27 protein-coding genes are annotated in these 26288 nt (G+C 61.3%); 11 read left to right on the top strand and 16 right to left on the bottom strand.

What is annotated here, in order from left to right:
- Positions 1-80: 80 nt before the first annotated feature.
- The 6 genes from V3H56_RS11330 (at position 81) to V3H56_RS11305 (ending at position 7146) form a co-directional block, all read left to right on the top strand.
- Positions 81-596 carry a sigma-70 family RNA polymerase sigma factor gene (locus V3H56_RS11330; RefSeq protein ID WP_047735507.1) on the top strand — a complete coding sequence of 172 codons (516 nt, stop codon included), beginning with the start codon at positions 81-83 and terminating at the stop codon, positions 594-596.
- The gene (locus tag V3H56_RS11325) at positions 597-1574 is read left to right on the top strand and encodes a FecR family protein (protein ID WP_338474636.1); all 978 of its coding nucleotides are present in this window, start codon (positions 597-599) and stop codon (positions 1572-1574) included.
- A gap of 98 nt (positions 1575-1672) precedes the next feature.
- Positions 1673-4087, top strand: coding sequence for a TonB-dependent receptor (locus tag V3H56_RS11320; RefSeq protein WP_338474635.1), 2415 nt, complete (start codon positions 1673-1675; stop codon positions 4085-4087).
- A gap of 64 nt (positions 4088-4151) precedes the next feature.
- Positions 4152-5339, top strand: a complete 1188-nt coding sequence (locus V3H56_RS11315; protein WP_338474634.1) for an ABC transporter substrate-binding protein — start codon at positions 4152-4154, stop codon at positions 5337-5339.
- On the top strand, positions 5336-6397 hold the full coding sequence (locus V3H56_RS11310) for an iron ABC transporter permease (RefSeq protein WP_042732499.1): 1062 nt from the start codon (positions 5336-5338) through the stop codon (positions 6395-6397). The genes V3H56_RS11315 and V3H56_RS11310 overlap by 4 nt, the downstream gene beginning before the upstream one ends.
- A complete protein-coding gene (locus tag V3H56_RS11305) occupies positions 6391-7146 on the top strand; it encodes an ABC transporter ATP-binding protein (RefSeq protein WP_042732498.1) in 756 nt (251 codons plus the stop codon). Before V3H56_RS11310 ends, V3H56_RS11305 begins: the two co-directional genes overlap by 7 nt.
- Before the next feature lie 51 nt (positions 7147-7197).
- On the opposite strand, the gene V3H56_RS11300 is transcribed toward V3H56_RS11305, so the two are convergent.
- Complete coding sequence (locus tag V3H56_RS11300; RefSeq protein WP_123578038.1) at positions 7198-8121, bottom strand: LysR family transcriptional regulator; 924 nt, start codon at positions 8119-8121, stop codon at positions 7198-7200.
- Positions 8122-8234: 113 nt separating this feature from the next.
- Between V3H56_RS11300 and V3H56_RS11295 the strand changes: the two genes are divergently transcribed.
- From V3H56_RS11295 to yghU, 5 genes are all read left to right on the top strand, one after another.
- Positions 8235-9230, top strand: coding sequence for an aldo/keto reductase (locus V3H56_RS11295; RefSeq protein ID WP_042732496.1), 996 nt, complete (start codon positions 8235-8237; stop codon positions 9228-9230).
- A gap of 137 nt (positions 9231-9367) precedes the next feature.
- Positions 9368-10120, top strand: a complete 753-nt coding sequence (locus V3H56_RS11290; RefSeq protein ID WP_338474633.1) for a transporter substrate-binding domain-containing protein — start codon at positions 9368-9370, stop codon at positions 10118-10120.
- Position 10121: 1 nt separating this feature from the next.
- Complete coding sequence (locus V3H56_RS11285; protein WP_338474781.1) at positions 10122-11465, top strand: diguanylate cyclase; 1344 nt, start codon at positions 10122-10124, stop codon at positions 11463-11465.
- Positions 11466-11489: 24 nt separating this feature from the next.
- Positions 11490-12224 (top strand): ABC transporter substrate-binding protein, encoded by a 735-nt coding sequence (locus V3H56_RS11280; RefSeq protein WP_338474632.1) that lies wholly within the window; start codon positions 11490-11492, stop codon positions 12222-12224.
- A gap of 51 nt (positions 12225-12275) precedes the next feature.
- Positions 12276-13115 (top strand): glutathione-dependent disulfide-bond oxidoreductase, encoded by an 840-nt coding sequence (gene yghU, locus V3H56_RS11275; protein WP_338474631.1) that lies wholly within the window; start codon positions 12276-12278, stop codon positions 13113-13115.
- A 12-nt stretch (positions 13116-13127) separates the two neighbouring features.
- On the opposite strand, the gene V3H56_RS11270 is transcribed toward yghU, so the two are convergent.
- The 15 genes from V3H56_RS11270 to fliF form a co-directional block, all read right to left on the bottom strand.
- A complete protein-coding gene (locus tag V3H56_RS11270; RefSeq protein WP_042727947.1) occupies positions 13128-14219 on the bottom strand; it encodes a hypothetical protein in 1092 nt (363 codons plus the stop codon).
- A 184-nt stretch (positions 14220-14403) separates the two neighbouring features.
- Entirely contained in the window at positions 14404-16512 is a 2109-nt protein-coding gene (locus tag V3H56_RS11265) for a DUF6311 domain-containing protein (RefSeq protein ID WP_042727948.1), read from the bottom strand.
- Positions 16513-16754: 242 nt separating this feature from the next.
- The gene (locus tag V3H56_RS11260; protein ID WP_338474630.1) at positions 16755-17468 is read right to left on the bottom strand and encodes a sigma-70 family RNA polymerase sigma factor; all 714 of its coding nucleotides are present in this window, start codon (positions 17466-17468) and stop codon (positions 16755-16757) included.
- 19 nt (positions 17469-17487) lie between these two features.
- Positions 17488-18210: a flagellar type III secretion system pore protein FliP gene (fliP, locus tag V3H56_RS11255; RefSeq protein WP_042727950.1), complete on the bottom strand. Its 723-nt coding sequence runs from the start codon at positions 18208-18210 to the stop codon at positions 17488-17490.
- Between the two features lie 10 nt (positions 18211-18220).
- Positions 18221-18565: a hypothetical protein gene (locus V3H56_RS11250; RefSeq protein WP_042727951.1), complete on the bottom strand. Its 345-nt coding sequence runs from the start codon at positions 18563-18565 to the stop codon at positions 18221-18223.
- Complete coding sequence (locus tag V3H56_RS11245) at positions 18562-18867, bottom strand: FliM/FliN family flagellar motor switch protein (RefSeq protein ID WP_052497344.1); 306 nt, start codon at positions 18865-18867, stop codon at positions 18562-18564. Before V3H56_RS11245 ends, V3H56_RS11250 begins: the two co-directional genes overlap by 4 nt.
- Positions 18868-18882: 15 nt before the next feature.
- A complete protein-coding gene (locus tag V3H56_RS11240) occupies positions 18883-19614 on the bottom strand; it encodes a FliM/FliN family flagellar motor C-terminal domain-containing protein (RefSeq protein ID WP_338474629.1) in 732 nt (243 codons plus the stop codon).
- Between the two features lie 9 nt (positions 19615-19623).
- Positions 19624-20802, bottom strand: coding sequence for a flagellar basal-body rod protein FlgF (flgF, locus tag V3H56_RS11235; RefSeq protein ID WP_338474628.1), 1179 nt, complete (start codon positions 20800-20802; stop codon positions 19624-19626).
- Positions 20802-21224 carry a flagellar hook capping FlgD N-terminal domain-containing protein gene (locus tag V3H56_RS11230; protein ID WP_042727954.1) on the bottom strand — a complete coding sequence of 141 codons (423 nt, stop codon included), beginning with the start codon at positions 21222-21224 and terminating at the stop codon, positions 20802-20804. The genes flgF and V3H56_RS11230 overlap by 1 nt, the downstream gene beginning before the upstream one ends.
- The gene (locus V3H56_RS11225; protein ID WP_338474627.1) at positions 21214-21975 is read right to left on the bottom strand and encodes a hypothetical protein; all 762 of its coding nucleotides are present in this window, start codon (positions 21973-21975) and stop codon (positions 21214-21216) included. The genes V3H56_RS11230 and V3H56_RS11225 overlap by 11 nt, the downstream gene beginning before the upstream one ends.
- A complete protein-coding gene (locus V3H56_RS11220; RefSeq protein WP_042727956.1) occupies positions 21965-22426 on the bottom strand; it encodes a hypothetical protein in 462 nt (153 codons plus the stop codon). Before V3H56_RS11220 ends, V3H56_RS11225 begins: the two co-directional genes overlap by 11 nt.
- Positions 22416-23768, bottom strand: coding sequence for a FliI/YscN family ATPase (locus tag V3H56_RS11215; RefSeq protein WP_042727957.1), 1353 nt, complete (start codon positions 23766-23768; stop codon positions 22416-22418). The genes V3H56_RS11220 and V3H56_RS11215 overlap by 11 nt, the downstream gene beginning before the upstream one ends.
- On the bottom strand, positions 23746-24474 hold the full coding sequence (locus V3H56_RS11210; RefSeq protein ID WP_338474626.1) for a FliH/SctL family protein: 729 nt from the start codon (positions 24472-24474) through the stop codon (positions 23746-23748). The genes V3H56_RS11215 and V3H56_RS11210 overlap by 23 nt, the downstream gene beginning before the upstream one ends.
- Positions 24467-24913: a hypothetical protein gene (locus V3H56_RS11205; protein ID WP_042727959.1), complete on the bottom strand. Its 447-nt coding sequence runs from the start codon at positions 24911-24913 to the stop codon at positions 24467-24469. The genes V3H56_RS11210 and V3H56_RS11205 overlap by 8 nt, the downstream gene beginning before the upstream one ends.
- A gap of 1 nt (position 24914) precedes the next feature.
- Positions 24915-26276, bottom strand: coding sequence for a flagellar basal-body MS-ring/collar protein FliF (gene fliF, locus V3H56_RS11200; RefSeq protein ID WP_338474625.1), 1362 nt, complete (start codon positions 26274-26276; stop codon positions 24915-24917).
- Between the last annotated feature and the right edge of the window lie 12 nt (positions 26277-26288).

The raw sequence follows: 26288 nt of genomic DNA, 5'->3' as shown, positions 1-26288 counted from the left end.
GCAGATGGAATCACGCTTGCGTCGCAGGCGGGTTGTCAATTAGCATTGGGAATACTTCTCAATTGCAAAAAACTGCAGCCATGAGCCAATCCCTGCCCGCGAACAACGACAACCATCTGCGCGTGATCGAGGCGCTGTATGCCGGTCATCACGGCTGGCTGTACGCCACGCTGAAGAAAAAGCTCGGCAACGCCATGGATGCAGCGGACCTGGCCCAGGACACCTTTACCCGCATCCTCGCGTCCCAGGTCACCACCATCGAACAGCCACGGGCCTACCTGAGCTGCGTGGCCAAGGGCATCCTGATCAACTGGTACCAGCGCAAGGCCCTCGAACGCGCCTACCTGGAAGCCCTCGCGCACCTGCCCGTCCAGGACGTCCCATCGCCCGAGCTGCGCTGGATGGTGCTGGAGACCCTGCACGAAATCGACGCCATGCTCGACAGCCTGGCCCCGCTGGTCCGCCGGGCATTCCTGCTGTCGCAGATCGGCGGCCTGAAGTACGACGATATCGCCGAACAGTTGAACATCTCGCTCATCACCGTCAAGCGCTACATGAAGCACGCCTTCATCCAGTGCCTGATGCTGGTGGAATGAATGCTGACCCATCGCCATGAGCCGCCCCTGGACCCCAAGGTCCTCGAGGAGGCGGCCGAGTGGCTGATGCGCTTGAGCGAAAGCGAGCTCAGCGACACCGAGCGCGCCGAATGGGAGTGCTGGAAAGTCAGCAGCCCCGAGCGGGATCGGGCCTGGAACCGCGCGCAATTGCTGCAAAGCAAGCTCGGCGGGTTACCGGCGACGCTGGCGATGTCGACGCTGGACCGTCCCAGCCACCCCAACCGTCGCCGGGCGCTCGGCAAGCTGGCCTTGCTGCTGGCGGCAGTGCCTACCGGGTGGGGCACCTGGAAACTCGCGCAACAGCAGCAATGGTCCGCCGACTACCGCACCGCCGTCGGCGAGCGCCGCGAATTGAGCCTGGCGGACGGTTCCCGGATCACCCTCAATACCGACTCGGCCATCGACGTGCTGTTCGACACCCGGCAACGCCTTGTCAGGCTGCGCGAAGGGGAAATCCTGGTGCAGACCGCCCCGGACACCGCCGTCCTGGCCCGCCCGTTCCGGGTCGACACCGGCCAGGGTCGGATGCAGGCCCTGGGCACGCAGTTCATCGTCCGCGAGCTTCAGGCGCGCACTCACCTGGCGGTGCTCGACGGCGCCGTGCGGGTCGAGTTGGCGCAAAGCACCCAGCAGGCGCCGTTGATCGTCGCGGCCGGGCAGCGCACCGATTTTTCCAGCCATGACATTGGCCAATTGACCCCGACCGATCGCAACGCCAGCGCCTGGACCCAAGGCATGCTGGTGGTCGACAAGATGCGCCTGGCGGATTTCGTCAGCGAGCTGGCGCGCTATCGCCGCGGCTTCCTGCGCTGCGACCCGGCCATCGCCGGGCTACGCATTTCCGGCGCCTTCCCGGTCAGTGACACGCAACGCACGTTGAACATGCTGGTGCAAACCTACCCGATCCTGGTCAGCGGCCACCTGAGCGGCTACTGGGTGACCCTTTCCCCCGCCTGACCCGACGAAAAAAATCATCGCGAGGGTGATACTTTTTTTCGCCTCGGCTGGCAAAGAAAGGAATAACCATTTTTCCTCGTCCATAGGGTCATCCATCCATGCTTGTTGCGCGGCCCCGGCGTCCGGATCGTCTGACCAAGCCCGTCTTTCGCAGTGTGTTGCTCGGCCTGGTCCTGGGCGCGGACAGCGGGTCGCTGGCCTTGGCCGCCCCGCCGACTCGACTCGATACGGTCGCAGTCCGCGCCTACAACATCGCGCCCGGCCCGCTCGGCCCCGCCTTGTCGAGTTTTGCCGCGCAAGCCGGTCTGGCCCTGTCGTTCCAGCCGGCAATCACCGAAGGCTTGCTCAGCCCCGGGCTGTCCGGCACGTATACGACCCAGCAAGCCCTGGGCCGTCTGCTGGCCGACAGTGGCGTGGACATGATCAGGCGCGACGATGGCAGCTATACCCTGGTGCTGCGTCGAGTAGCGCTGCCGCCCATCAACATCGAGACCCTGGGCAAGCCCGTCGACAGCCTGCCGCCAACCTACCCCGGCGGCCAGGTCGCTCGCGGTGCGCGTCTCGGCCTGTTGGGCAACAAGGATGCGATGGACGCCCCCTTCAGCATCAGCAGCTACACCTCGACCCTGGTCAAGGACCAGCAGGCGGTCACCGTCGGCGATGTGCTCGAACGTGATTCTTCGGTGCGCTCCACCGGGCAGGCAGGCGGAATCGTCGACTCGTTCTTCATCCGTGGTTTTCCGGTAGGGGAAGGCAATCTCGGCGAACTGGCATTCGACGGTGTCTACGGCGTGGCGTCCAACTACCGGGTGTTCGCCGACTACGCCGAGCGCATCGAACTGGTCAAGGGTCCGGGCGCCCTGCTCTACGGCATGTCGCCCAACAGCGCCGTCGGTGGCGTGATCAACGTGGTGCCCAAGCGGCCGCTCGACGAGGACCTGACCCGCTTCACGAGCCGCTACGCGATGAACTCGCAACTGGGGGGCCACCTCGACGTCAGCCGCCGGTTCGGCGAGGAACGCCGGTTCGGCGTCAGGCTCAACGGCAGCCTCCAGCAAGGGGACACGGCCATCGACCAGCAATCCCGGGACCTGGGGATCGGCGCCCTCTCCCTGGACTACCAGGGAGAACGCCTGCGGACCACGCTGGACCTGATCGACCAGCAAGAGGAGCTCGACGCCGCGTCCCGACCCTTCCTGATCGCGCCGGGCGTGCAGATTCCGTCCGCCGCCAACGGACGCACCAGTGTCAGCCAGGACTGGGGCCGGTCCAAGACCCGGGACCGGTCCGCGCTGCTGAGCGGCGAGTATGACCTCAGCGATGCGTTGACGGTGTTCGCCCACGCCGGCGGCGGCCAATCGGCGGTCGAACGTCTGTCGGACCAGACCCCAACCCTCATCAATGCCGCTGGCGATACCTCCTCGATTCCCGGCTATTACAAATTCGAAGTCCAGCGCTACACCGTCGACATCGGCGCGCGACTGGGCTTCGATACCGGGCCGGTCAGCCACAGCACGGTGCTGCAAGCGAGCCGTTACCGCGATGAGCTGTCCCGGGGCATCAATTCCGGCGCGCCGCTGCTGTCGAACATCTACCACCCGATCGACCGGCCCAAGCCTTCGATTGCTGAGCCGAGCACGCCGAAGGTTTCCGCGAGCGAACTGTCCGGCATCGCCCTCGCCGATACTCTGTCCGTGCTCGACGGGCGCCTGCAAGTGACCGCCGGCCTGCGCCGACAAACCATCGAGTCGCACAACTACAACGCCACGGGAGCGGTCACCGCCGACTACGACCAAGGCAAGAACACGCCGCTGTTCGGCGTCGTCGCCAAGCCCTGGGAGCATGTCTCGCTCTACTACAACTACGTCGAAGGCTTGAGCAAGGGCGACATCGCGCCGTCCGCCGCCTCGAACGCAGGCGAGGTTTTTTCGCCCTACGTTTCCCGGCAGCAGGAAGTCGGGCTCAAGCTCGACTACGACAGCTTCATGGCCACGCTGGCGCTGTTCCAGATCAAGAAGCCCAGCGGAGAACTGGCCTCCGGGGTGTTCTCGGTCCAGGGCGAACAACGCAACCGGGGCGTCGAGCTGAACCTGGCCGGCGAGATCGCCCGGGGCACGCGCCTGCTGGCTGGCACGACCCTGCTGGATGGCCAACTGACCAAAAGCCGCGTCGCCGCCAACCGTGGCAACACACCGGTGGGTGTTCCGCGAGTCCAGGCCAACCTCTGGGCGGAGTGGGACATACCCGGCATCGAAGGCCTGACGCTGACCAGCGGCGCGATCTACACCAGTCGCCAGTACGTCGACCAGGCCAACACCCAGGCGCTGGATGCCTGGACCCGCTTCGACGTCGGTGCCCGCTACACCACGCGCATCGCGCAACGACCGACCACCCTTCGCGCCACCGTGCAGAACGTGTTCGACCGCGAGTACTGGTCGGGAGTCGCCTCCTACGGCGCGTTTTCCCAGGGGGCGCCGCGCACCCTGCTGCTGTCTGCCACCGTTGATTTCTGAAACGTCCGGTCCGTCGCAACGACAGGCGTCGTTGTCCGGCCTGGCTTCTGTAAAGGCATAAACCATGGTTACCGTTTTTCGCCGCACCCGAACGCTCGCCGCGTTGCTGTTCACAGGTCTGCTGGGCCTCTCGCTAGGCTCACTGGCACCGCGCGAAGCCCTGGCCGCCGACCCGGCGCCCGCCTTGAGCACCGTGACCGACCTGCTCGGGCGCAAGGTCAAGGTCCACCTTCCGGTCCAGCGGGTGATCCTGGGCGAAGGGCGGCAGTTGTACCTGGTCGCGGCGCTGGACACCCAGAACCCCCTCGAACGCATCGTCGGATGGCGCAAGGACCTGATCCAGTCCGACCCGGACACCTACGGCGCCTACCTGCGCAAGTTTCCCGCCATCGCCAGGATCCCGACCTTTGGCGGCTTCGAGGACGGCACCTTCGACATCGAGCAGGCCATCTCCCAACGCCCGGACGTGATCATCCTCAACATCGAAGCCCAACACGCCACCGAGGACGCCCGCTACATCGAGAAACTCGACGCGCTGGGCATTCCCGTGGTCTACGTCGACTTCCGCAATAACCCGATGCAGAACACCGAGCCCACCATGCGCCTGTTCGGCCAATTGTTTGGCAAGCAAGCGCAGGCCGAGGCGCTCATCGATTTTCGCAACCAACAGATCCGGCGCGTGACCGATGTGATTGAAGCCCGCCACCCTGCCCGTCCCAATGTGTTCATCGAGCGCATCGGCGGCTACACCGATGACTGCTGCCTGAGCTTCGGCAACGAGAACTTCGGGCTGTTCGTCGAGCTGGCCGGTGGCAACAACATTGCCAAAGGCATCATCCCCACCACGTTCGGCCAGTTGAACGCCGAGCAGGTGATTGTCGCCAACCCCGATCAGGTGGTGGTCACCAGCGCCAACTGGGAAGCCTTCGCCCCTGGCGGCCATTGGGTCGGCGTCGGCCCCGGCGCGGACATGGCCCAGGCGCGGCGCAAACTGGCGTGGTATACCCAACGCCCGGCCTATGCGGGTATCAAGGCCCAGGACAACCAGGCGTTCCACGCCATCTGGCATCAGTTCTACAACAGCCCCTATCAGTTCGTGGCGATCCAGCAACTGGCCAAGTGGTTTCACCCGGACCTGTTTGCCGACCTTGACCCGGATGCCGCCTTCCGCGAGCTGCATGAGCGATTCCTGCCGGTGCCGTACGAACCGGGCTATTTCGTCAGCCTGCACGCCCCGCAGGCCCAGCCATGAGCTCGATGAACGAGACCCTGGAGGTCCAGCGGGAAACCTATCGACGCCTGGTGCTGCGCAAACGCTTGATCCTCGGCGCGCTGGTGGTGTTGCTGATGGGCAGCGTGCTGCTGGACCTGGCCCTCGGGCCGGCGCGCTACAGCCTCGAAGAGGTGCTCGGCGCCCTGCTGTCGCCGGACAGCGCGTCCCCGCAAGTTCGGGTGGTGATGTGGGACATCCGCCTGCCGGTGGCCTTGATGGCTGTCGCGGTCGGCGCGGCATTGTCCCTGGCCGGCGCACAGATGCAGACGATCCTCAACAACCCCCTCGCCAGCCCGTTCACCCTGGGTATTTCCGCGGCCGCCGGTTTCGGCGCCGCGTTGGGACTGGCGTTCGGCGTCGCGTTGTTTCCCCTGGCGGCGCAGTACATGGTGCCGCTGAACGCCTTCATCATGGCGATGCTATCGGCCCTGTTGATCCACTTTTTGAGCATGCGCCGCGGCGTCACCGCCGAAACCATCGTGCTGCTGGGCATTGCCCTGGTCTTCACCTTCAATGCCCTGCTGGCGCTGGTGCAGTTTTTCGCCACCGAGCAAGCGGTGGCGGCCGTGGTGTTCTGGACGATGGGCAGCCTGACCAAGGCCACCTGGCCAAAACTGGGGGTCATTTGCCTGGTGATCCTCGTCACCCTGCCGATCTTCGCCAGGCGCGCCTGGGCCCTGACGGCGTTGCGCCTGGGCGACGACAAGGCGGCAAGCTTCGGCGTCAATGTGCGCAGCCTGCGCTTTCAAACGCTGATCATGGTCAGCCTGCTCGCCTCGTTCCCCGTGGCCTTCGTCGGCACCATCGGCTTCATCGGGCTGGTCGGGCCGCACATCGCGCGGATGCTGATCGGTGAAGACCAACGGTTCTTCCTGCCGGCGTCCCTGCTCACCGGCGCATTGATCCTGTCCGCCAGCTCGGTGGTCAGCAAGACCCTGATTCCCGGCGCGATCTTTCCCATCGGCGTGGTCACGTCGTTGATCGGCGTGCCGTTCTTCATATCACTGATCCTGGGCGGGAAGAAAAACACATGGTGAAGCTCCAACTGGACAACCTGGGGGCCCGCTACGGCCAGCGCACCGTCATCGAGGGCGTCACCACCGCGGCCTTTGTCGGCGGCCAGGTCGTGGCGGTGGTCGGCCCGAACGCGGCGGGCAAATCCACCTTGTTCAAACGGATGGCCGGCCTGATCGACGGCCCCGGTCAGGTGGTGCTGCAGGACTCGGAAAAAGGACCGCAAGGCATCAGCTACATGCCCCAGGGCTTGAATGCCAGCGCTCGCTTGACGGTGTACGAGTCGGTGCTGCTGGCGCGTAAACAACTGACCCAAGGCTGGGTCGTCCACGACGATGAACTGCGACGGGTAGACGACATCCTCGCCGCGCTCGGCATCACCGGGTTGTCCTTTCGCAACCTCGGCGAGCTCAGCGGCGGACAGCAGCAATTGGTGTCGATTGCACAAACCCTGGTGCGCGAACCGGAAATCCTGCTGATGGATGAGCCGACCAGCGCCCTGGACATGCACCGGCAAGTCCAGGTCCTGAAGTTCATGCGCGCCCTGGCCCGCGAGCGCAAGGTCATCGTGTTCATTGCCATCCACGACCTCAACCAGGCGCTGCGCTTTGCCGACCAGGTGCTGGTCATTGCCGACGGCACCACCCAGGGCAGCGGCCCGAGCCATGAGGTGATCACCGAGTCGATGCTGCGCCAGGTCTACAAGGTGCAGGCACGGATCGAGCAGTGCAGCCGTGGCGAGCGACACATCCTCATCGACGACATCGTCTGATGGCCGGCGTGGCCAGGCGATGTTCATGCCTGGCCGCGGCCGTGACGTCGACTAGATCCTCTCCATCACCGCACCCTGTTCATCGGCGACACCCTGCAACAGCTCCACCACCCAGTCGATAAACACCCGCACCCGTGGGGATAGCTGTCGATGGGGCGGGTACACCGCAGAGATCGGCCACAGCGGCACCGGGTACTCGCCCAACACCTGGACCAGCGTGCCCTCGGCCAACTGCCGCCGAACGTGGTAGCGCGGCACCTGGATCAAGCCGAAGCCAGCTTCGCAGGCCGCGACATAGGCGTCGGCATTATTGACGGTCAGCTCACCAGGCAGTTGCCTCTCGTGCACCTGCCCGGCCACCTCGAATTCGAACGGAAAGAACCGCCCATTGCCGGACGCGAACCGGATGACCCGGTGTGACGCCAGATCCTCCGGCACCTGGGGCGTGCCCGCGCGGGCAAGGTAGCCGGGGCTGGCACAGGTCAGTTGTGGCAGGCGCACGATGGGTCGCGCCACCAAGCCCTGGTCGGCGATGTTGCCGGCGCGGATCGCACAATCCACGCCTTCGCGTTGCAGGTGGACCTGCCAGTCATGGAAACCGATGTCCAGTTGCAACGCCGGGTAGCGCGCATAGAACGCCGGCAACCGAGGCACGATCCAGGCGCAGCCAAAGGCAATGGGCATGTCCACGCGCAACGTGCCATGGGGTTGGCTGCGCTGCACCGACAACGAACTTTCCAGGTCGTCGAGGTCGTCCAGCAACTGGCCGCTGCGCTGGTAATAGGCCTCGCCGTCGAGCGTTGCGCGCACCTGTCGGGTGGTGCGGTGCAGCAACTGCACCCCGAGGTGCGCTTCCAGTTGCTGGATCAACAGGCTGACGGTGGCGCGCGGCAGCTTGAGGTCGTCGGCCGCCTTGCCAAAGCCGCCCAGCTCGACGATACGCCGGAACACCTGCATGGCCTGTAGTCGATCCATCATCGGGCTCACTGTTTAGAAATGACGAATAGTTAAACCAATAATCACGGATTTATCCACCCAACCGTTTACTGGACACTGAACTCGTCATTCAACACCAGGGAAACCTCACCATGAACACCCGTCAACTCGGCCATCACGGCCCCCACGTTTCCTCCATCGGCCTGGGCTGCATGGGCATGTCCGATTTCTACACCACGGGCGTGGATGAGCAGGAAGCCATCGCCACCCTCCACCGCGCCGTTGAGCTGGGCGTGACTTTGTTCGACACCGCCGACATGTATGGGCCGCACACCAACGAAGCGCTGCTGGGGCGTGTGCTGCGGGGCAAGCGCGAGGGTCTTTACCTGGCGAGCAAATTCGGCCTGGTGCGCAGCAGCGATCCCCATGCCCGTGGCGTCAATGGCCGCCCCGAGTACATCAGGCAATCGATCGACGGCAGCCTCCAGCGCCTGCAAACGGATTACCTGGACCTCTACTACCAGCACCGCATCGATCCGCAGGTGCCGGTGGAAGAATCCGTCGGCGCCATGGCCGAGCTGGTCAAGGCCGGCAAGGTCCGCCACATCGGCCTGTCGGAAGCCAGCGCCGACACCATCCAGCGCGCCCATGCCGTGCATCCGCTGGCGGCCGTGCAAAGCGAGTACTCGTTGTGGTCACGGGAACCGGAGCGCAATGGCGTGCTCCAGACCTGCCAGCGCCTGGGCATCGCCTTCGTCGCGTACAGCCCGCTGGGCCGAGGCTTTTTGACCGGCACCCAGACGTCCGCGCAGGATTTTGCCGCCGATGACTATCGCCGCACCAACCCACGCTTCCAGGCGGACAACTTCAACCACAACCTGGCCCTGGTGGAACGGGTCAAGGCATTGGCCGCGGACAAGGGCATCAGCGCCGCCCAATTGGCCCTGGCCTGGGTCCTGGCTCAGGGCGAATACCTGATCCCGATCCCGGGGACCAAGCAACGCAAGTACCTGGAAAGCAACGTGGCGGCGAGCTCGATTGCCTTGAGCGCTGACGAGCTGGCACGGCTGGACGGGATCTTCACCGCCGAGGGCGCGGTGGCGGGCGACCGCTATGCAGCCGCGACCATGACGCTGCTCGACGGTTGAGCCCATCGTCAGGCGCAGCCCCCAGGCAGCGGCCCGTTACGCTCAAGCCGCTGCCAAACCCGCCGATAGCCTGATGAGCGTTAAGTGATAACGCTTGGGCCTGACCAGGCCTTGCGGGTTACTTAGGGTAATGATCGATGCTTTCTGCGCTTAACCGCCTGTTGTGTGGTGTCCTGCTGGCCCTGGCTGCGAACGCTTGCGCGGCCGAGGCCCCGCTGCGCATCGTCACCGAGGAACTGCCGCCCTACAACATGACGGAAAATGGCCGGGTGACGGGCATGAGCACCGAAGTGGTCGAGGCGGTGCTCAAGGAAGTCGGCATGGACGCACCGATCCATCCCATGCCCTGGGCCCGCGCGTATGAGCTGGCGCTCAATGAAAGCAACGTACTGATCTATTCCATCGTGCGCACGCCCACGCGTGAATCACTGTTCCAGTGGGTCGGCGCGATTGCGCCGACCAAGTGGTACATCTACTCGCTGGCCGACCGCCCGGTGAAACTCAACTCGCTGGCCGACGCCCATGGTCACCAGATCGCCACGGTCAACCAGGACGTCGGCGAGCAATACCTGGTGTCGAAAGGTTTTCGCATCGGCGAGGAGCTGCAGTCGAGCACCAAATACGAGCACAACTACCGCAAGCTCAAGGTCGACCACGTGGAGCTGTGGATTTCCAACGAACTCAACGCCCTGTACCTGACCCGCCAGAACGGCGAAGACCCGGACAAAGTGCTGATCCGCTCATTGGCGCTACCCGACTTGAGCAGCGAAGGCCTCAACATGGCGTTCAGCCGCAACACGCCGGTCGAGACGGTCGAGAAGTTCCGGGCCGGCCTGGAAGCGATCCGCCGCAACGGTGTTTACGATGCCATCGTTCGCAAATGGCTATGACATGACCGGCAACTTCAGGGCCGTGTCCAGCGCGCAACCGCGTACCGGGGCATTCAGTTCCCTCGGCCGCCGCCTGGTGCTCGCGACCCTGTTGTTCAGTCTGGTCTTCACCCTGGCGATGGTCACCTGGCGCACCTGGTTGGCCTGGGAGAACAACCTGGCGGAGATGAACTCGGAGCTGGTGCTGATCGACCAGGTGTTCCAGAACACCCTGGCCCACGCCATCTGGGAAATGGACCGTGAATCCCTTGACCAGCAGATCGCCAGCGTCGCGACAGCCGCGCCAGTGGGGCGCGTGGTACTGAACATCGTGCGGCCGGGCCAACCGCCGGAAATCATCGAACTCAACCGATACACCGTCGAGTCTTCCGGTACCGCGCCGGTGCTGCATCGTCAACTCGTTGCACAGCCCTACGCCGGAGCGCACGAAAAGGTCGGCGAGTTGACCATCGAAGGCGATAACCGCCTGCTGTGGGAACGCCTCTGGGACGAAGCCCGCAGCATCGTCATCACCCAGGTCATCCAGTCGTTGCTGCTGGCCGGGTTGGTCATGACCATGTTCAACCGCCTGGTGACCGTGCATGTGGTCCATATCGCCCGTCACCTGGGCGAAGTCGCGCCACAGACCCTCAAGCGCCACCTGCGATTGCAACGGGCGGTGCACCGCCAGGACGAGCTGAGCCTGCTCGAATGCCAGGTCAACGAACTCCAGGACAACCTCCACGCCCACCTGGAACGCCAGCGTTCCGATGAACTGGCCCTCGCCGCCAGCCGCGACCAATTGGCCCAACTGGTGGAGGCACGGACCGCCGAACTCAAGGCCGCCAACCAGGCGCTCGAAGCCCTGTCGCGTCACGATGCCCTGACGGGCCTGGCCAACCGGCGCTATTTCGACGAACTCAAGGAGGTCGAATTCCGCCGGGCCATCCGCCACAAGACACCGCTGGCGGTGCTGATGTGCGACGTCGACTTCTTCAAGATCTACAACGACACCTACGGGCACATGCAAGGCGACCAGTGCTTGAAGCAGATCGCCGAAACCCTGCGCAGCGTCTTCGGCCGCTCGGGTGAACTGGCCGCTCGCCTGGGCGGCGAGGAATTCGTCGTGGTGCTGCCCAACGTCGACGCCCGGCAGGCCAGCGAAGCCGCCCATCGGCTGCGCGCCAGCCTGGCCGAGCGTGAGCTGCCCCATAGCGGCTCCAGCGTCTCGCGCTTCGTCACGCTGAGCATCGGCATCGCCGAGTTGGACCCCGAGAGCATGGACCACTTCGATCAACTGTTGCAGCGCGCCGACCAGGCGCTGTACCGGGCCAAACACCAGGGGCGCGATTGCGTCGCTCTTTAACACCACGCGGCCAACGAGGTCTGTATGCCTAATCGCCTGACACTCTGCTTATGCCTGCTCCTCGCCCTCTTCAGCCTGAAAAGCCAGGCCGGGGCCATCGAAGTCGTGACCGAAGACTCCCTGTACGCCTACCTGCGTGAAGACAAGGTGGCCGGGCCCGGCACGCAGATCGCCGAAGAAACCCTCAAGGCCGCGGCCCTCAACGACTACAGCGTGCTGCTCTATCCCTGGGCCCGGGCCTACGAAAAGGCGCTGCACGAACCCAACGTGCTGATTTTCCCCCTGGACCGCACGCCGGCTCGCGAGCAGTCGTTCAAATGGGTGGGCGAGATCCTCCGGGTGCCGAGCAAGCTCTACAAGCTTCGCGGCGATGACAGCATCGCCGTCAAGGTCCTCGACGATGCCAAGCAGTACAGCATCGGGGTGGTACGCAACGACGCCAAGCAGATCTACCTGCAACAGCGCGGCTTCACCCGCCTGGTGGTGTCGGCTGACAATCACGATAACTTCCAGAAACTGCTGAACCATCAGATCCAGTTGTTGCCGATGCCGGAGAACGCCGCGCGCCTGATGAGCCAGGACACCCACGTGGACTTCAACAGCCTGGAAGAGGTCTATTCCCTCGACGAACAACCCCATCGGGTCTACCTGGCCTTCAGCCTGAGCACACCGGACGACATCGTCGCCAAGGCCCAGCGCGCCTTCGAACAACTCAAGGCATCTGGCGAAGTGGCGCGAATCATGGGCGAAAAGCGGTAAGCTCTGGGAATCGGCACGCCCGCGTGCCAACCACCCAGGAGGTCAGTCCCTATGAGCAAAGCGTCCTATGTTCCGCCTAAAGTCTGGACTCATGAAGCCCCGTCTGGCGGCCAGTTCGCCAGCATCAACCGCCCGGTCGCCGGGCCGACCCACGAAAAAACCCTGCCGACGGGCAAGCAGCCACTGCAGCTCTACTCCCTGGCCACGCCCAATGGGGTCAAGGTCACCATCCTGCTCGAGGAACTGCTGGCCCTGGGGCACACGGGCGCCGAGTACGACGCCTGGCTGATCCGCATCAGCGAAGGCGATCAGTTCTCCAGCGGCTTCGTCGAGATCAACCCCAATTCGAAGATCCCGGCCCTGCTCGACCGCAGCGTGGAACCGCCGATCCGCGTGTTCGAATCAGGCTCGATCCTGTTGTACCTGGCGGAAAAATTCGGCGCCTTCCTGCCCACCGACCCGACCGGGCGCACCGAGACGCTGAACTGGCTGTTCTGGCAGATGGGTTCGGCACCTTACCTGGGTGGCGGCTTCGGGCACTTCTACGCCTACGCACCGGAAAAACTCGAGTACCCGATCAATCGCTTCACCATGGAAACCAAGCGCCAACTCGACGTCCTCGACCGCCGCCTGGGCGAAAGCCCGTACCTGGCCGGCGACCACTACACCATCGCCGACATCGCGGTCTGGCCGTGGTACGGCCAACTGGTGCGCAACAACGTCTATTCGGCCGCCGAATTCCTCGACGCCCAGCGCTACACCCACGTGCAACGCTGGGCCGAAGCCATCGCCAACCGCCCCGCCGTCCTGCGAGGACAACGTGTCAACCGGACCTGGGGTGATGAGGCCAGCCAGGTGCCGGAGCGGCATCGGGCTGAAGACCTGGACTGAAGGTGCGAGGGTCTACTTGTACTGATCCCCCGCCGACGCCGGACTGGTCTGCTTCGCCAGGGCAAACACACACTCATCCAGATAGGGCCTGACGTCCGCCCATTTCTTGCCATCGACGGCAAACCCTCGCAGCTTCTTGCCGGCGTCCACCACGTCAGGCTCATGTTTCATCAGCATGAGCCTGGCCACCGCACTGGCGTCGGCGTCCTTGTGCTTGGTGTGGTTCTGCCTGGCGTAGGAATGGAACTCCTCGATGCGAGCCAGGACCGCTTGGGTACCGTCCATGCACTTGTCGCCGAGAATTTCCTCCCGGCGCTGGACGTGGCCGCCGGCAAAACTGTCCTCCACCAGGTGCAACAGGCTGCCCAAGGCCACCTTGTCCACGTTGGTACGCAGCCAGGGGCGGCCGACGGCAAACAGGTCCTGCACGGTCTGCCCATTATTGAAATGCTGGTCCCAGCCGTCGATCCTGATGTCCTTCAAGTAGGTATTGATGGGGTAAGTACCATCCGCAACACCCCAGGCGAACTCCGCCCACATCATGATCTCCCGTTTGGTCTTCTCCGCGGGATCGCCCTCCTGGGAGGCCATTGCATGCAGAAACTGCAGGTCGCCGAAATGCGAACGTGCGATGTAGTTTCCCGTGCCCATGAAGGCCATCGGGTCCACGGCGCTCTTGTCCTCTGCCTCTTCGAAAAGGTTCACCCAACACCGGGTCTGGGAAATGAACCCCACCGAATAACGACCATCGCACCCCTTGGTCTTGGCATCTTCGGCGCTGGGCATGAACACTGGATCGTCGTTCCAGCGAACACCGGCAATGACATACGCACCGGCATCTTCGAGGTTGGGGTTGTTGCAATACTGCCAATCCCCGTCACACCCATAGATTTTCTGCGTCAAGGCCTCATGGGCGGAATCGCCGAAGCTGTGCAGCGCGAAACTCATGAGAGGCACCGACGCCTTATAGGAAACCCCATACTTCTTGGCCATCTCCCGCTCGGCCTCGGTACCGCTCGGCGAGAGCTGAAACGCCCCGGCCTGCCCAACGCAACCCAACCAAACGCCCCAGGCAATTGCCGCCACTTTCTTGTATTTATTCATGGGTTGTCTCAGCAAAGGCGATGACAAGCTGACGTCTCGTCTGTCGCCATGAAATCGATGGAGTATTCAGGGTAAATGGCCAGAGGCCATCGCCGAAGCATAGCGGGTGCCGCTGGGGCGTCCAGGCGTCGGCGAGCTGATTTTTCCAGGGCCCGGGCCGGACCAGGATAGCCGCCACTCCACACTACTCGACGCTCAAGGACCTCAAGCCTATCGCCAACACCCGGGCATCATCATTCAAGCCAAGTTGCTGTGGGCTGATCGCATCGGCAAGCAACAGCTGCATTCTTGAGAATCCTTGTTCTGCGGCGCGCTGGTGCATCAGGGATGTCACCGGTATATCGAGTACATTGCCGTCCGCTTTTTCAAGGGTGTAGGTGGAAGCCTCTATGCCATTGATAAGGATCGTAACTTTCTGCTGTGCATGACCGGACGCAAGAAACGCCGAGACGCCCAGACGGATGGAGCGCACGGATGCCGATGCTCGAAATACCATTTGCGCCTCGCTCCCCTCGGACCAGGTCCCCCACTGCTCCGGATCAGCCCAGCCTTTAGCCATATAAGCTGCACCGGAATCACCTAGGTTAAATGACACGGTCTGTCCGGGCTCCAGGGAGGGAACAGCATTTATCGGCGTCTGCTCGTTGGCCAACTGGGGGCAACTGCCACACTGTTTCCAGCCCGGCGCGAGCACGGTAAAACCGTCAATCCGGGCGAAAAGATCGGACGATGTGTCAACGTTCCCCACAGCGCGCAACATTGCTCGCTGATCCATCAGATACAGCGAGTCGGGGTCGTACTTGCCCGAAGCCAGGGCCAGGGACGCCTTTGCATCAGACAGTCGCCACTGCTCCGTACTCATTCGTCCCAGATAAACAGCATCCGTTGACAGGTGATGGAGCCCGGCATAGGCAGAAACCGAAATCCAATGTAGAGAAAGGTTCTGCGGCACAATCCACCGCACCTTTTGGTAATGGGATGCAGCGTTTTTCCAGAACGGATCGACAAAGGGCGTCGCCCATTCAGATGACGGCTTGGCCATAAACTTCTTCCTGGCGTCCGACCAACCACCATGGGTGTCGACAACCTGAATCAGCAACGCCGTTCCTAGCAAGGCTATTGCGACGCCGGGTGTATTGGCGCGAATGACCAAGAAAACAATGGCAAAGATCACTGCGTAATAAACCGGCCAGAACATTCGTCCCGATGCACGGAAGATGTTTGCAATGGAAATCACTTCCGGGGGCAGCGGGTACACAAGCTCGAACGAGCCGATCGCGATGTGATTTGAAAATGAAAACAAGGCCAGCCCGAACAGCGCCAGTCCGAGCAAGGGCCGCTTACGCAGCGCAGCTCCCAGGCCTGTGCTGCCGCGTAACCATCCAGCGAAGGCACAGATCGCCAGCATCATCAGGCCCAACCCGAGAAACGCGAAACCATCGCTGTCGCCCAACGCCGCCGGAAGATTTTTCAAGGCATGGGACCAGTTCTGCGGATTGACCAAGGTCAGGATGTTTGCACGGAACAGACCAAACCCGCCGGAAATGATCCCGGCACGCTCCACTGTGAAATACCCGGCCTGCCAGCAACACAGGGTCACTACGCAAAACAGCACACCCAGCTCGACGATCGCCATACCGATGGTCAGGCTGCGCTTAAAGCATTTGGCGGCCAGGTCGGCCAGCCAGATGACCGCAATCATTGCCAGGATATACGCATGGACCAGCGCAGCCGCCGCCAACAACATGCCCCAGGCCAGGCGTCTCCTGGGCAATGCCGGATGGAGATTCAGGTACAGCGCCGCAAGGACCAGAAAATGCCCACCCAGAGACAGGTGTACGGTCATACGCATGATCATGGGCGGGACCACAACGAACAGCGCCGCACCGAGGGCACGGATAGCAATATTGGGCGTGACCAGGCCCACCAGTTGCCAGGCAAACCAGGCCTGTAGCAAGAAACAAGTCAGCAGCCAGAGACCAAAATACTGAAAAGTCTCGGGAAGAATCGACGAAAACGGCTTGAACAGGAAAGCGAAAAGCGGATTGGAATCCGAAAAGATAATGCTGTTGCTCAGTTCGAGCCCATAGGCTGGATTCAGGCCAATGGGGAACGACCAGGGCGAGTGCCTGAAAAACAACCAGCCCAGATAGTGAGTTGCCGGATCACCGTCCCCCAACCAGGCGATGTTCTGCGGGTCCAGCACACGCGGACCGATGATCAGGAAGAAAGCCAACGCGCCAATCAGCAATGGCAGCAGATTAACGAGCCCGTACGCCTGAGTTTTTTTCATCGCCCCTGTTACGGTGTCGAACGATTGCGATGAGCTCGAGATCGATAACTCAGCAGGTTCGAGAGGCGGTGTTCTGTGCTGTAACGTCAATTGATTGCTCTTTTTGTAGTGGTTGTTTCACAATCTCCGGCGATGCTCCCACGCCGTTGACCGAGGTGTATTAGGCAATGGCGGTAGCGGTCAATGCAAGGTAGCCAAGGCGCCTGAAGTTCTTTTCGAGAACACTTTTCGCTCCATCGACATTACCAGTTGCCTCCCGCCATCAACCGTTCATGGTTCAACCGAATGTTTCTCAGTGCCTGAGCGTGTAATTGTGAAATGCGCGATTTCGAGATGCCCATGAGTTCACTGATTTGCGTGAAACTCAGATGCTGGTGGTAATGCCCCTGGATGACTTGCCGTTCATTCGCCGAAAGCAGCTTCACGCACTCGTTCAGCGCATCGCTCTCACGCTCCGCTTCGTAAAGGCTGAGCGGATTGTTGTTCCCCGGCTCCTGGTCAACGATCCCGGACTCCAGGAACAACCCGAACGCCAAGCCGATAGCGACGTTCGCCACCTGCTCCAGATCGGACTCAATACGCCCCTCTTCCTGCGCCCCTGAAATACTCTCCAGCCGTTCTCGGTAGTAACGACGCTGATCGCTCACATAACAAGACAGCCCCTTGAGCACGTTGCCCTTCACATAGGGCTCGGCATAAGACTGGAAGCGGGTACCGAGGTCGGGATTGAACCGATCAATAGCTTGCAGCAAGCCAATCGAAGCCAGATTCACATAATCCCCCCACTCCGCCAGGGGGTGCGGATAACGGGAATACAAAAGTCCGACAACCATCCGCAGCCATTGGCCGTAGAAAAAGAACAGCCGGCTCCTGGCTACTTCTGCCTTGCTGTCCAGCCAATCGCGCCACAAGACTTGCTCATGATCGCCGTCACTGTTGATGCCATCCCTGGCCACGACAGGTTCCACCCGTGGCCTACCCGAGATTGCGCATCAACGTCTGGGCAATCAGGCCCCAGCCGTCGATCAACAGAAACAGCATGATTTTCAAAGGCAAGGAGATGGTAATGGGCGGCACCATGATCATCCCCAGGGACATCAGGATGGACGCTACGACCAGATCGATGATCAGGAATGGCAGGAAAATCATGAAGCCGATCTGAAAGGCCAGCTTCAGCTCACTCAGCATGAAGGCCGGCACCAGCTTTACCGGGGACAACCCCTCTGGCTCCTGTGGCAGCGGAGCCTTGGCCAATTCATAGATCAGCCGCAGGTCTTCTTCATGGGTTTGCCTGATCATGAAATCACGTATCGGCGTCCAGCCTTGCAGCGCTGCGCCATCGAGGCCCACCTTGTTCGCCAGGAACGGTTTGATGCCTGCGTCATAGGCTTTTTCCAGGGTTGGCGCCATGGCAAACAGCGTCAGGAACATCGACAGCACGATCAAGACGATATTCGGTGGCGTCTGCTGCAATCCCAATGCTTGCCGGGTTAGCGACAACACCACGATGTTGCGGGTAAATGTGGTCAGGGCGATGATCAGGAAGGGCAGGAACGACAGCGCCGTCAGCAACGCCACGACGCTGACCGGTGATTGGATCTGGTTGATGTGCAAGCTTCCCCATTCAGAGAAATCATCTGCCGCGGTCGCGACACAGGAAAAGCAACTGAGCACGATAAACAGCAACCGGCGAGTCATGACGAATACTTCAAGAGCGAGCATCCAACGGGGAAGTTGGGGAATGTGGCGACAGGATGGTCACTGTGGCGCCGTTGGAGGACTCAGTGACCAGAACCTGCGAGGTTTCTGTCTTGAGCAGGTACACCTTGGTCTTGGTTGACAATCGCAACGCACGTACGCATTGCAAGTCGACCGGACTGAGTGAAGTGCCTAGAGGGGTCACATGACGTCGCGCGTACCAGCGCATGACGAGGTAAACTACTGCCAGTAACAATGCCGTGATCAACATCACCTTGATCATCAGAATGAACGACAGTGGATCGTCCTGCCGCAACGGCAATCCCATAGGTTGGGCTACGGTTTCAGGTGTCACAATATTTCCGTCAACTGAATGCCAAAATTATCATCCACCGCCACCAGGTTGCCTCGCGCAACAGGTTTGCCATCGAGGCACAGCGACGCAGGCTCGTGAACCTGCTCCAACAACCTGACGACATCACCGGCCTTGAGCGCGAACAATTCATCTACACTCATCGACGCGTTGCCGATCTGAACCACCAGTTCTACAACCACGTGCTTGATCAGATTCATGTCCCGTTTGATCAACGGCGACTGTCCGGCATTGACCACGGCCGCGGCCTCTTCCAATTCAATTGCATCTACTGTTGCGGTCACACCAAAACTCCTGACTTATTCATGGGAAATCAACTGCACGGCCAGATGATCGTGCTGCCTGGCCAGGTATCCGCCGGCCACTACGGGGCCTTCGGCCAGTTGTAACGAAACCGGATCGGCTAACAATGCGCCAGCGCGCAAGGTATCTCCCGGGCGCAGGTCTCTCATCTCCCCAATGGAGAGACTGGCCAAGGGAAGGCGCACGGACAGCTTCACTCGGGCGCTGCCCAACGCTTGCTTGCGTTCGATCAAAGGCTTGCGGGGAGCCGACGGCTCAAGGGCGGCATTGAACAGCGCTGCATCCAGCGACAGATAAAGCGTCGATGAGCCCATGCGCAGTTGCAACAGAACCTGAGCATTGAGCACAGTGGAAAAGGGACAGGACGGTTCGTCGGTCAAGAGGGTGACGGGAGGTTGCCCAATAGTCTCAAGCACATGGTTGACCAACGCCAACTGCGCTTCGCCCAGCAAATACCTGGACATTTCATCGTCGGGCGTTTCCTGGTTGAAAGAACCGAATATGATCGAGCGCCAATCTCCCGCCAGGCTGATCGAGCCATTCGTTGATCTGGCACGCTGCCAGACCAACGCGGGTGTCAACCCGCTTGAGTCGCTCAAGGTCGAGCAACTCACTTCGCACGCCTGGCGCTCGTCACGAATACACCACTGCTCGTACCAGTGCCTGGCCACAGGCGGTAAACGGTCGCAGGCCATCCGCAGCCGAGTGACGCCGACCCATCCCAACATCCTCATCGTTCAGCCTCCCCGCGTTCCGTTGTACAACTGCTCAAGCATCTCATTGGAGACGGTCATCACTCTCGAACTGGCCTGATACCCTCGTTGAATGATCAGGATGTCCCCGAACTCCTGAGCAAGATCGACGTTCGACAGTTCCAGGTAGCCCCCCTGGATACGACCGAACTGCTTCTCCCCTGCCCGACCAAACTCTGCCTGCATGGAGGACGGCGTGTGGTAAAGCGAATTGGCACCTGCAATAAGGGCACTTTCATCCGCAAAATCCGCCAACGCCAGTTGATTTGCGCTGCGTTTTTCGCCATTGGCGTAGCTGAAGTTGAGAATGCCCCGCTCATCAAAGGTGAACGTATTAAGGCCAGCGACCGCACTCCCGTCGACCACCCGCGCGCCCAGTGTATGACTCGGGCCGCTGGCGACCTGGGTCGCCAGGTTAAAGCTGCCCGGCGTTCCGAAATCCAGCAGGATGTTTTGAACCACGCCATTGACAGACAGGGGAACAGACAAGCTGTTGAAACCTGCAACGGGGCTACCGTCGGTTCCAAAGGCGATAGTGCCGGTCACCAATTGGGCACCGCTCGCATCCGATACCGTGGCACTCCAGCTATTGACCGGTGTCGCTTGCGGCACGAATTTGACAGTCAAGGCATGACTGGCGCCCGTCGCATCGAACACTTGTATCGAACTGATCTGGTGGGACGCCTCCGTAGGGCCGCTACGCGCCAATGCACCGACCATTTCGACCCGGGTGGTCGCCTTTGGCGGCAGCGTGCGCTGGCCTTGGATATTGATATCCAGCAGGTTTCCTGCCGAATCTATACCCGAGACACGACGCTGACTGATGGTGTCGACCAGATAGCCATCCTTGTCGACCTCGAATTGCCCGGCGCGGGTATACGACAATGCCCCCTGCTCATCGCGTAGAACGAAATAGCCCGCACCGTTGATCGCCACATTGGTGTTATTGCCGGTCTGACGGTTCTCGCCCGGCTTGATACGAACCTCGGTACCCGCAATCCCCGAACCGAAACTCTGGCCATCCTGTCCATTGACGGCGCGATAAAAGGTATCGCTGCCTCTGTAGCCAGGCGTGTTCATGTTCGACACGTTGTTGGAAACGTTATCCAAGCCCTTGGAGAAGGAAAACAGGCCACTCATTCCGTTAAAGAAAGCTTGCAGCATCACGCCCCCTGCCTGACCAGTTTGATTTGTGACAACCGCACGTCCGTGAGGACCGTACCGTCGGTTCGTTTGACGGAAAGCACCGGCCCCGTCGATGAAAATGCAATCGCCGTCACCGAGCCGATCACCGACCCACCACTGGTGATACTGACCTCAACCTGGCGCCCCAACAGGCCCAGGGACTGTGAAGTGGCATTCATGGACACGAGGTTTTCAGTGTTTTCGTTGGTAATCCGGGTCTGTTCAAGGTTGGCGAACTGTGCCATCTGCGCCAGGAACTCACGGTTGTTGATCGGCTCCAGCGGGTCTTGGAATGTCAGCTCGGTCAAAAACAGCTTGATGAAATCTTCCTGCCCCAATCGGCTCTGGGCCAACTCGGAAGTGGTGGTACTAAGCTCATTACCAATCGCTTCAACGGCCATGGTGTTCACCTTCGTTTGAAAGACTCGCTGCCCGCCAGACTTCCCGGCCATTGAGCCAGATCTGCTGCGGGCGCTCCGACATCGATGCCGCCCGCCGTGATAACTCTTCAACCAATTCGTCGTGCTCTAGCGATGTGAGCCGGTAGTCCCGAACTACCAACTCAATGCCCTTATCCCGGGGCAGGAACTGAAAATGCCGGTCCGGCCATTTCCGGGTCAGATAACTCAAGAACTGCACCTGGCTAGTCCCTTCAAGGCCCTGCTGCTGCGATCCAACGGCAACGTCCCAAAGGGCAACGGGGCCTGCCGTTGCCACCGCTATGGACATGAGTGAAGTCGTCGACGGGAACGGTACGGCACTCAAAGGCACCGAATAGCCTTGCATCGCGTCAACCGTTGCAACACTCCGAATGTCCGGACCAGCCAGGAATGCATCGGGCCGGTATGAAAGATGGTGTCCGGCCCGAGCCCCCAATGCATACAACTCAAGCGCGCCAGCGCTCCTGGGGTCTGATGCATCGGCTGGGCGGGGGCGCAGAATGCGGGTCAGGTCCGCATCGGGCACGACAGAGTGCGGGTGCTGCTGCGGGGATGCCTGTACATCACGCTGCCACCCTGTGCTGTCGTTTGGCGTGGATGCATGATCACTCAAGCCAAGTTTGCGCTCGAAGTCCCTGGCCTTTGTTTCGCGTACGGGAGCACGATGGTCAGCCGTCATGGTCCACAACGATGCTTCTACCTTAACGGCCATGGCCCGCTCCCAGCGCTTGTTGTGCATCAAAAATGTCAACGCTTTCGTATTCGAGTACAGCCTTGTCCAACAGCACCTCGAGCCGTTCCTTTGCCTTGGCGATCAAGTCTTCGTTCACTTTGCATTTGAGCAGTTGCGCCATGGCTGAGCGCGAGGTCTGCCGCGCTTCAACGACAGGCTGATACGCAGCCGCAAGTCGCTGGAACGCCGCGGTGTGCGCCAGTAACCGTTGTTCGTGCTGGGAAGGATCAAGCGGAGTTCCTATGCGCCCCAATGCCTCAAAGCCAGCCTGCAGCGCGTCGTAGCGAAGCTGTTCCTCACCTAATAGACGCTGGGCTTTCACCAGATCATGGCGACTGCGGTTGTAGACCAGTTCCGCCTTTTCCCGCTGCATGACACGCAAACGAGACGCCGCGTCCAACTGCCGGGACTTGCGCCATTCATCGTGCATAACCTACCCCCTTGTCCAGGCGCTGGACCAACTGGGCAATCGCTTGCCAGGTGTGTGATGCCGGAAAATGTTCCTGAGGGGTTTGCTGCAACAGTCCATCGAACGCAGGTTTCAACTCAATCATGGTATCCAGCAGAGGCTGTGAACCCTTTTCATACGCGCCCAATTCAATCAGGTCCACGCTGTTCTGGTAGCAGCCCAGTGCCGAGCGAAGACGCTCGACCTGGCCTTTCTGTTCCTGGCTATGCAACGCGCCGGTCAGCCGACTGATACTGTGCAAAACATCAATGGCCGGCCAATGACCGCGGGCAGCGACATTGCGACTCAAAACAATATGCCCATCGAGAATGGCGCGCATGTGATCAGCCACTGGCTCATTCATATCGTCGCCTTCGACCAGTACGGTATACACCCCGGTGATGGAGCCTTGCCCGCTCAGCGCTCCGGCACGTTCCATCAGAGGAGGCAGCAGGCCAAATACCGAAGGCGTATAGCCTCGGCTCCCCATGGGCTCACCCGTTGAGAGACCGATCTCACGTTGCGCAAGGGCAAAGCGGGTGATCGAGTCCATGATCAGCAGCACGTGCTTGCCTTGAGCACGAAACCATTCGGCGATGGTTGTTGCTGTATAAGCCGCCTGACGTCGCAGCACCGCAGGTTGCTCGGCCGCAGCCGCGATTACCACGGCCTTCTGCAAACCTGTCGGCCCCAGGCTGTCGCGAATGAAATCCCCGACTTCGCGGCCGCGCTCGCCAATCAACGCGATCACGATCACATCAGCCTCTGCGTATTGGCTCATCATCCCGAGCAACGTGCTTTTCCCCACGCCGCTGCCGGCAAAAATCCCGATTCGTTGGCCACGTCCCAACGGTGTGAAAACATCGACTGCCTTCACCCCTGTGACTAACGTGGTGTTGATCGGCGAACGATGCAAAGGATTGATCGGCGCCACGAACCGGGGCATGCGCTTGAGACCTTCGGGGGCCGGCATGTCATCCAACGGCTCGCAAGTCGCGTCGAGTACACGCCCCAACAGACTCTCTCCGACAGGAACCGTATAAGGGGCTCCACGTGCGTGGACTCCACTGGCAAGGCACAACCCATCCACCGGACCGTAAGGCATCAACAGGGTGGAGTCACTGCGTAAGCCGACCACCTCCGCGACGACAACTTCGCCTCCACGAGCCGGGTGAATGTCCACCAACTCGCCCAGTCGCACGTCCAGTCCAGTGGCGTGAAGCACCAGCCCCTGAATCGAGCTCAAACGTCCCATCCGTCGACACAGCCGAGCCTGATCAAGCCGCGTCAGCAGTCGGTGCTCAAGCCCCTGCCACACGGCCATCTCCTTTCGCGGTCAACACCGATGCGACATTCGCCAATTGTGTCTGCACAGCGGCGTCCAGTTGCCCCCCCTCAAAATCGATCAGACAGCTGCCCGCCGACGCCTGAGGATCGACCAGGAACGACCTTATCAGAGGGTCGTCCGGAGCCAGTCGAAGCAAGGCCTCATAGTCCGCGCGAGCCACGCGAATGCGCAGTGGCGCTGTCAGTTGGTAGGTTTCGATTGCCTGCTTCGCCAGATCGGCAATCAATGGACGTGTCTCGGCATGCGTGCCCAACAAGCGCTCAACCACGGTGAGCGCGAAACGTCCAACCAAGGGTTCCATGGACGACAACAACTGTTCTTGTTGCGCTTCCAGCGCTTCAACCAGTCGCGCGATCTGCAGGCGTTCCGCTTCGAGCGCGGTGCGCAGGGAGGCCTCTGTCTTCAGCCATTGCTGTTCTTGTCGGGCCAACGCTTCAGTCAATTGCGCACGAGCCTGTTTGCTGGCTTCCAGTGCTCCTTCTTCGCGACGTTCCCGCTCCATCTCTGCGAGCTCCTGCGCGAAGGTTTCGCGCAGCATCGCTTTTACATCGGGTTGGCGGGCCTCACTGGCGAGCCTCGCAGGTTGAACATCCCCGCCGAGCCCCGGCAGGCGCCGTGCTCCCTGATTCTGGAAAGGTTGACGCAACACCGTGGATGACACCGGCGGCTTAGAGCTACTCATGGCCAGCCTCCTGCGCGTCCATCCGGGCTTTCAAGCTTTTCATCAACTCCACCGGCAGGACCTGCCGGGCGAACTTGCCATCCCATCGACGGATATCGGCACTATTGGCCTGGCTGCCCAGCACTTCACGACGCACCGCCGGCGTTTCCAGCTGAAGTACCAGTGCGCTCCAGAACGGATGCGTTGCTCTCGAGAGGCACGCCTTGAGGCGCGAATGGTCGGGCATCGTGCGCGCAGCGGACGGCGTTGCTGCCATCTCATCCATCAGGGCAGCAACAATCGCGGGATCGTTGGCCAGGCCCAGCAGATTGATCTCCTCCAGTAGCACCTCAACCTGTCGACGCTCGTCAGTTTCCAGCCGCGCAAGAATCCAGTCACGATCCTCGGCATGGGAGCAGGCCAGGCGGATAGCCGCTTTGCGAAGCGCAGAAAACTCCACGTTAACGCCCCTCCAGCAGCCAGCGGCGCAAGTCGACCAGCAATTGCTCGCGCTCTACCGATGTCAGTCTAGGCACCGTCATCGGGGCAACCACGACCTTGCGACGCCCTTTTACCCAGAGCAACAACAGAGCGATCGCCAGAACGGCCATCAGCGCGCCGGCAAACCAGCGAGGCCACGGCAGCGCCCCGCTTTCGTTGACCGGCGCAGGCACCTCGGCACGGCTGGCCGGCATCGGTTGTGCGGCAATCGGCGCCACCGAAGTGGTCTGTGGCACAGGCATATCGGGGATATACACCATGACCAGGCGATCACCGCGTTTTAGGTCCAGCCCCAACGCGGCCTCTAGCAAGGCCTGGATATCCTTCATCTGGGTATCCGTTACCGGCGTACTGAGCACCACGCCGACGGTGATACGCTCGATCGTGCCTGTCGCATGCTCCGTCTCTGCACGCGCCTTGCCCACCTCGTAATCGATTTCCCGATTATTCTGCAGGCGCTTGCTCGTCGACTCACCACTGGAGTTCTCAGTGGACTCCGTGCGTTTTTCGCGGCGTATCTTATTGGTGAGTGGTTGCTCACTGACTGACTTGACCCGATCGAAGTTCATCAGCACGCGCACAGACACATCGACACCCCGATGACCGAGCGGGCGCGCGAGCAGTTCCTCAGCCTTCAATTTAAGAGCCTGCTCGACCTGAGAGGTCAACTGCAGATGTTCAGGTGTGGCCGCCGCGCCATCGGAGGCACTGAGTACCTGGCCATCTTCGTTGAGCACCGACACACGTTCGAGCGTCATGCCCTCCACCGCCGAGGACACCAACTGTTGGATGCCCCTGACGCGCTGCGGCATCAATGTCCCCGCAGAACGCACGCGCACGATCACCGAGGCCTTTGGAGGCTCCTCTGCCTGTTGGTAAAGGCTGGTTTTCTTGAACGTCAGATGAACACGCGCATACTCGACTTCCGAGAGGCTCATGATCGTGCGAGCCAGTTCGCCTTCCATGGCCCGCTGGTAATTGATTTTCTGACTGAACTCCGACATGCCGTAGTCAGCTTTATCGAACAGTTCGAACCCGGTGCCGCCACGGGTCGGAATCCCCGCCTCCGCCAGGTACATTCGGGCAGACGCTGCATGATCGGCCAGCACTTCAATCGCGCCTTGCTGTGTATTGATCCGATAAGGCACATGACGCTGGCTCAATGTGGCCAGGATCTGCGCCTGGGAAGCTTCATCGGCATTCCTGTACAACGCCACGTACTGCGGTCGGATTACCCACCACGCCGACACGGCCAGCAAGCCGATGACCAACAAAGCACCGGCGAGAAAGACGCGGGTACGACCAGCAAGGAACGAGGACACCGGTTGATTCTC

The sequence above is a fragment of the Pseudomonas sp. MS646 genome (genome assembly GCF_036693845.1).
In the GTDB taxonomy this organism is placed as follows: Bacteria; Pseudomonadota; Gammaproteobacteria; order Pseudomonadales; family Pseudomonadaceae; genus Aquipseudomonas; species Aquipseudomonas chlororaphis_E.
This window is presented reverse-complemented; position numbering and strand designations above follow the sequence as displayed.

Excerpts from the sequence above, each read along its gene's own strand:
- V3H56_RS11300 (WP_123578038.1), bottom strand. The coding sequence starts at position 8,121 with ATGGATCGACTACAGGCCATGCAGGTGTTCCGGCGTATCGTCGAGCTG.
- V3H56_RS11305 (WP_042732498.1), top strand. The coding sequence starts at position 6,391 with ATGGTGAAGCTCCAACTGGACAACCTGGGGGCCCGCTACGGCCAGCGC.
- V3H56_RS11240 (WP_338474629.1), bottom strand. The coding sequence starts at position 19,614 with ATGTTGGGATGGGTCGGCGTCACTCGGCTGCGGATGGCCTGCGACCGT.
- V3H56_RS11220 (WP_042727956.1), bottom strand. The coding sequence starts at position 22,426 with ATGCACGATGAATGGCGCAAGTCCCGGCAGTTGGACGCGGCGTCTCGT.
- flgF (WP_338474628.1), bottom strand. The coding sequence starts at position 20,802 with ATGCTGCAAGCTTTCTTTAACGGAATGAGTGGCCTGTTTTCCTTCTCC.
- V3H56_RS11225 (WP_338474627.1), bottom strand. The coding sequence starts at position 21,975 with ATGGCCGTTAAGGTAGAAGCATCGTTGTGGACCATGACGGCTGACCAT.
- V3H56_RS11320 (WP_338474635.1), top strand. The coding sequence starts at position 1,673 with ATGCTTGTTGCGCGGCCCCGGCGTCCGGATCGTCTGACCAAGCCCGTC.
- V3H56_RS11285 (WP_338474781.1), top strand. The coding sequence starts at position 10,122 with ATGACCGGCAACTTCAGGGCCGTGTCCAGCGCGCAACCGCGTACCGGG.
- V3H56_RS11210 (WP_338474626.1), bottom strand. The coding sequence starts at position 24,474 with ATGAGTAGCTCTAAGCCGCCGGTGTCATCCACGGTGTTGCGTCAACCT.
- V3H56_RS11280 (WP_338474632.1), top strand. The coding sequence starts at position 11,490 with ATGCCTAATCGCCTGACACTCTGCTTATGCCTGCTCCTCGCCCTCTTC.
- V3H56_RS11215 (WP_042727957.1), bottom strand. The coding sequence starts at position 23,768 with ATGGCCGTGTGGCAGGGGCTTGAGCACCGACTGCTGACGCGGCTTGAT.
- V3H56_RS11330 (WP_047735507.1), top strand. The coding sequence starts at position 81 with ATGAGCCAATCCCTGCCCGCGAACAACGACAACCATCTGCGCGTGATC.
- V3H56_RS11230 (WP_042727954.1), bottom strand. The coding sequence starts at position 21,224 with ATGGCCGTTGAAGCGATTGGTAATGAGCTTAGTACCACCACTTCCGAG.
- V3H56_RS11265 (WP_042727948.1), bottom strand. The coding sequence starts at position 16,512 with ATGAAAAAAACTCAGGCGTACGGGCTCGTTAATCTGCTGCCATTGCTG.
- V3H56_RS11295 (WP_042732496.1), top strand. The coding sequence starts at position 8,235 with ATGAACACCCGTCAACTCGGCCATCACGGCCCCCACGTTTCCTCCATC.
- V3H56_RS11310 (WP_042732499.1), top strand. The coding sequence starts at position 5,336 with ATGAGCTCGATGAACGAGACCCTGGAGGTCCAGCGGGAAACCTATCGA.
- V3H56_RS11315 (WP_338474634.1), top strand. The coding sequence starts at position 4,152 with ATGGTTACCGTTTTTCGCCGCACCCGAACGCTCGCCGCGTTGCTGTTC.
- V3H56_RS11325 (WP_338474636.1), top strand. The coding sequence starts at position 597 with ATGCTGACCCATCGCCATGAGCCGCCCCTGGACCCCAAGGTCCTCGAG.
- fliP (WP_042727950.1), bottom strand. The coding sequence starts at position 18,210 with ATGACTCGCCGGTTGCTGTTTATCGTGCTCAGTTGCTTTTCCTGTGTC.
- V3H56_RS11270 (WP_042727947.1), bottom strand. The coding sequence starts at position 14,219 with ATGAATAAATACAAGAAAGTGGCGGCAATTGCCTGGGGCGTTTGGTTG.
- yghU (WP_338474631.1), top strand. The coding sequence starts at position 12,276 with ATGAGCAAAGCGTCCTATGTTCCGCCTAAAGTCTGGACTCATGAAGCC.
- V3H56_RS11290 (WP_338474633.1), top strand. The coding sequence starts at position 9,368 with ATGCTTTCTGCGCTTAACCGCCTGTTGTGTGGTGTCCTGCTGGCCCTG.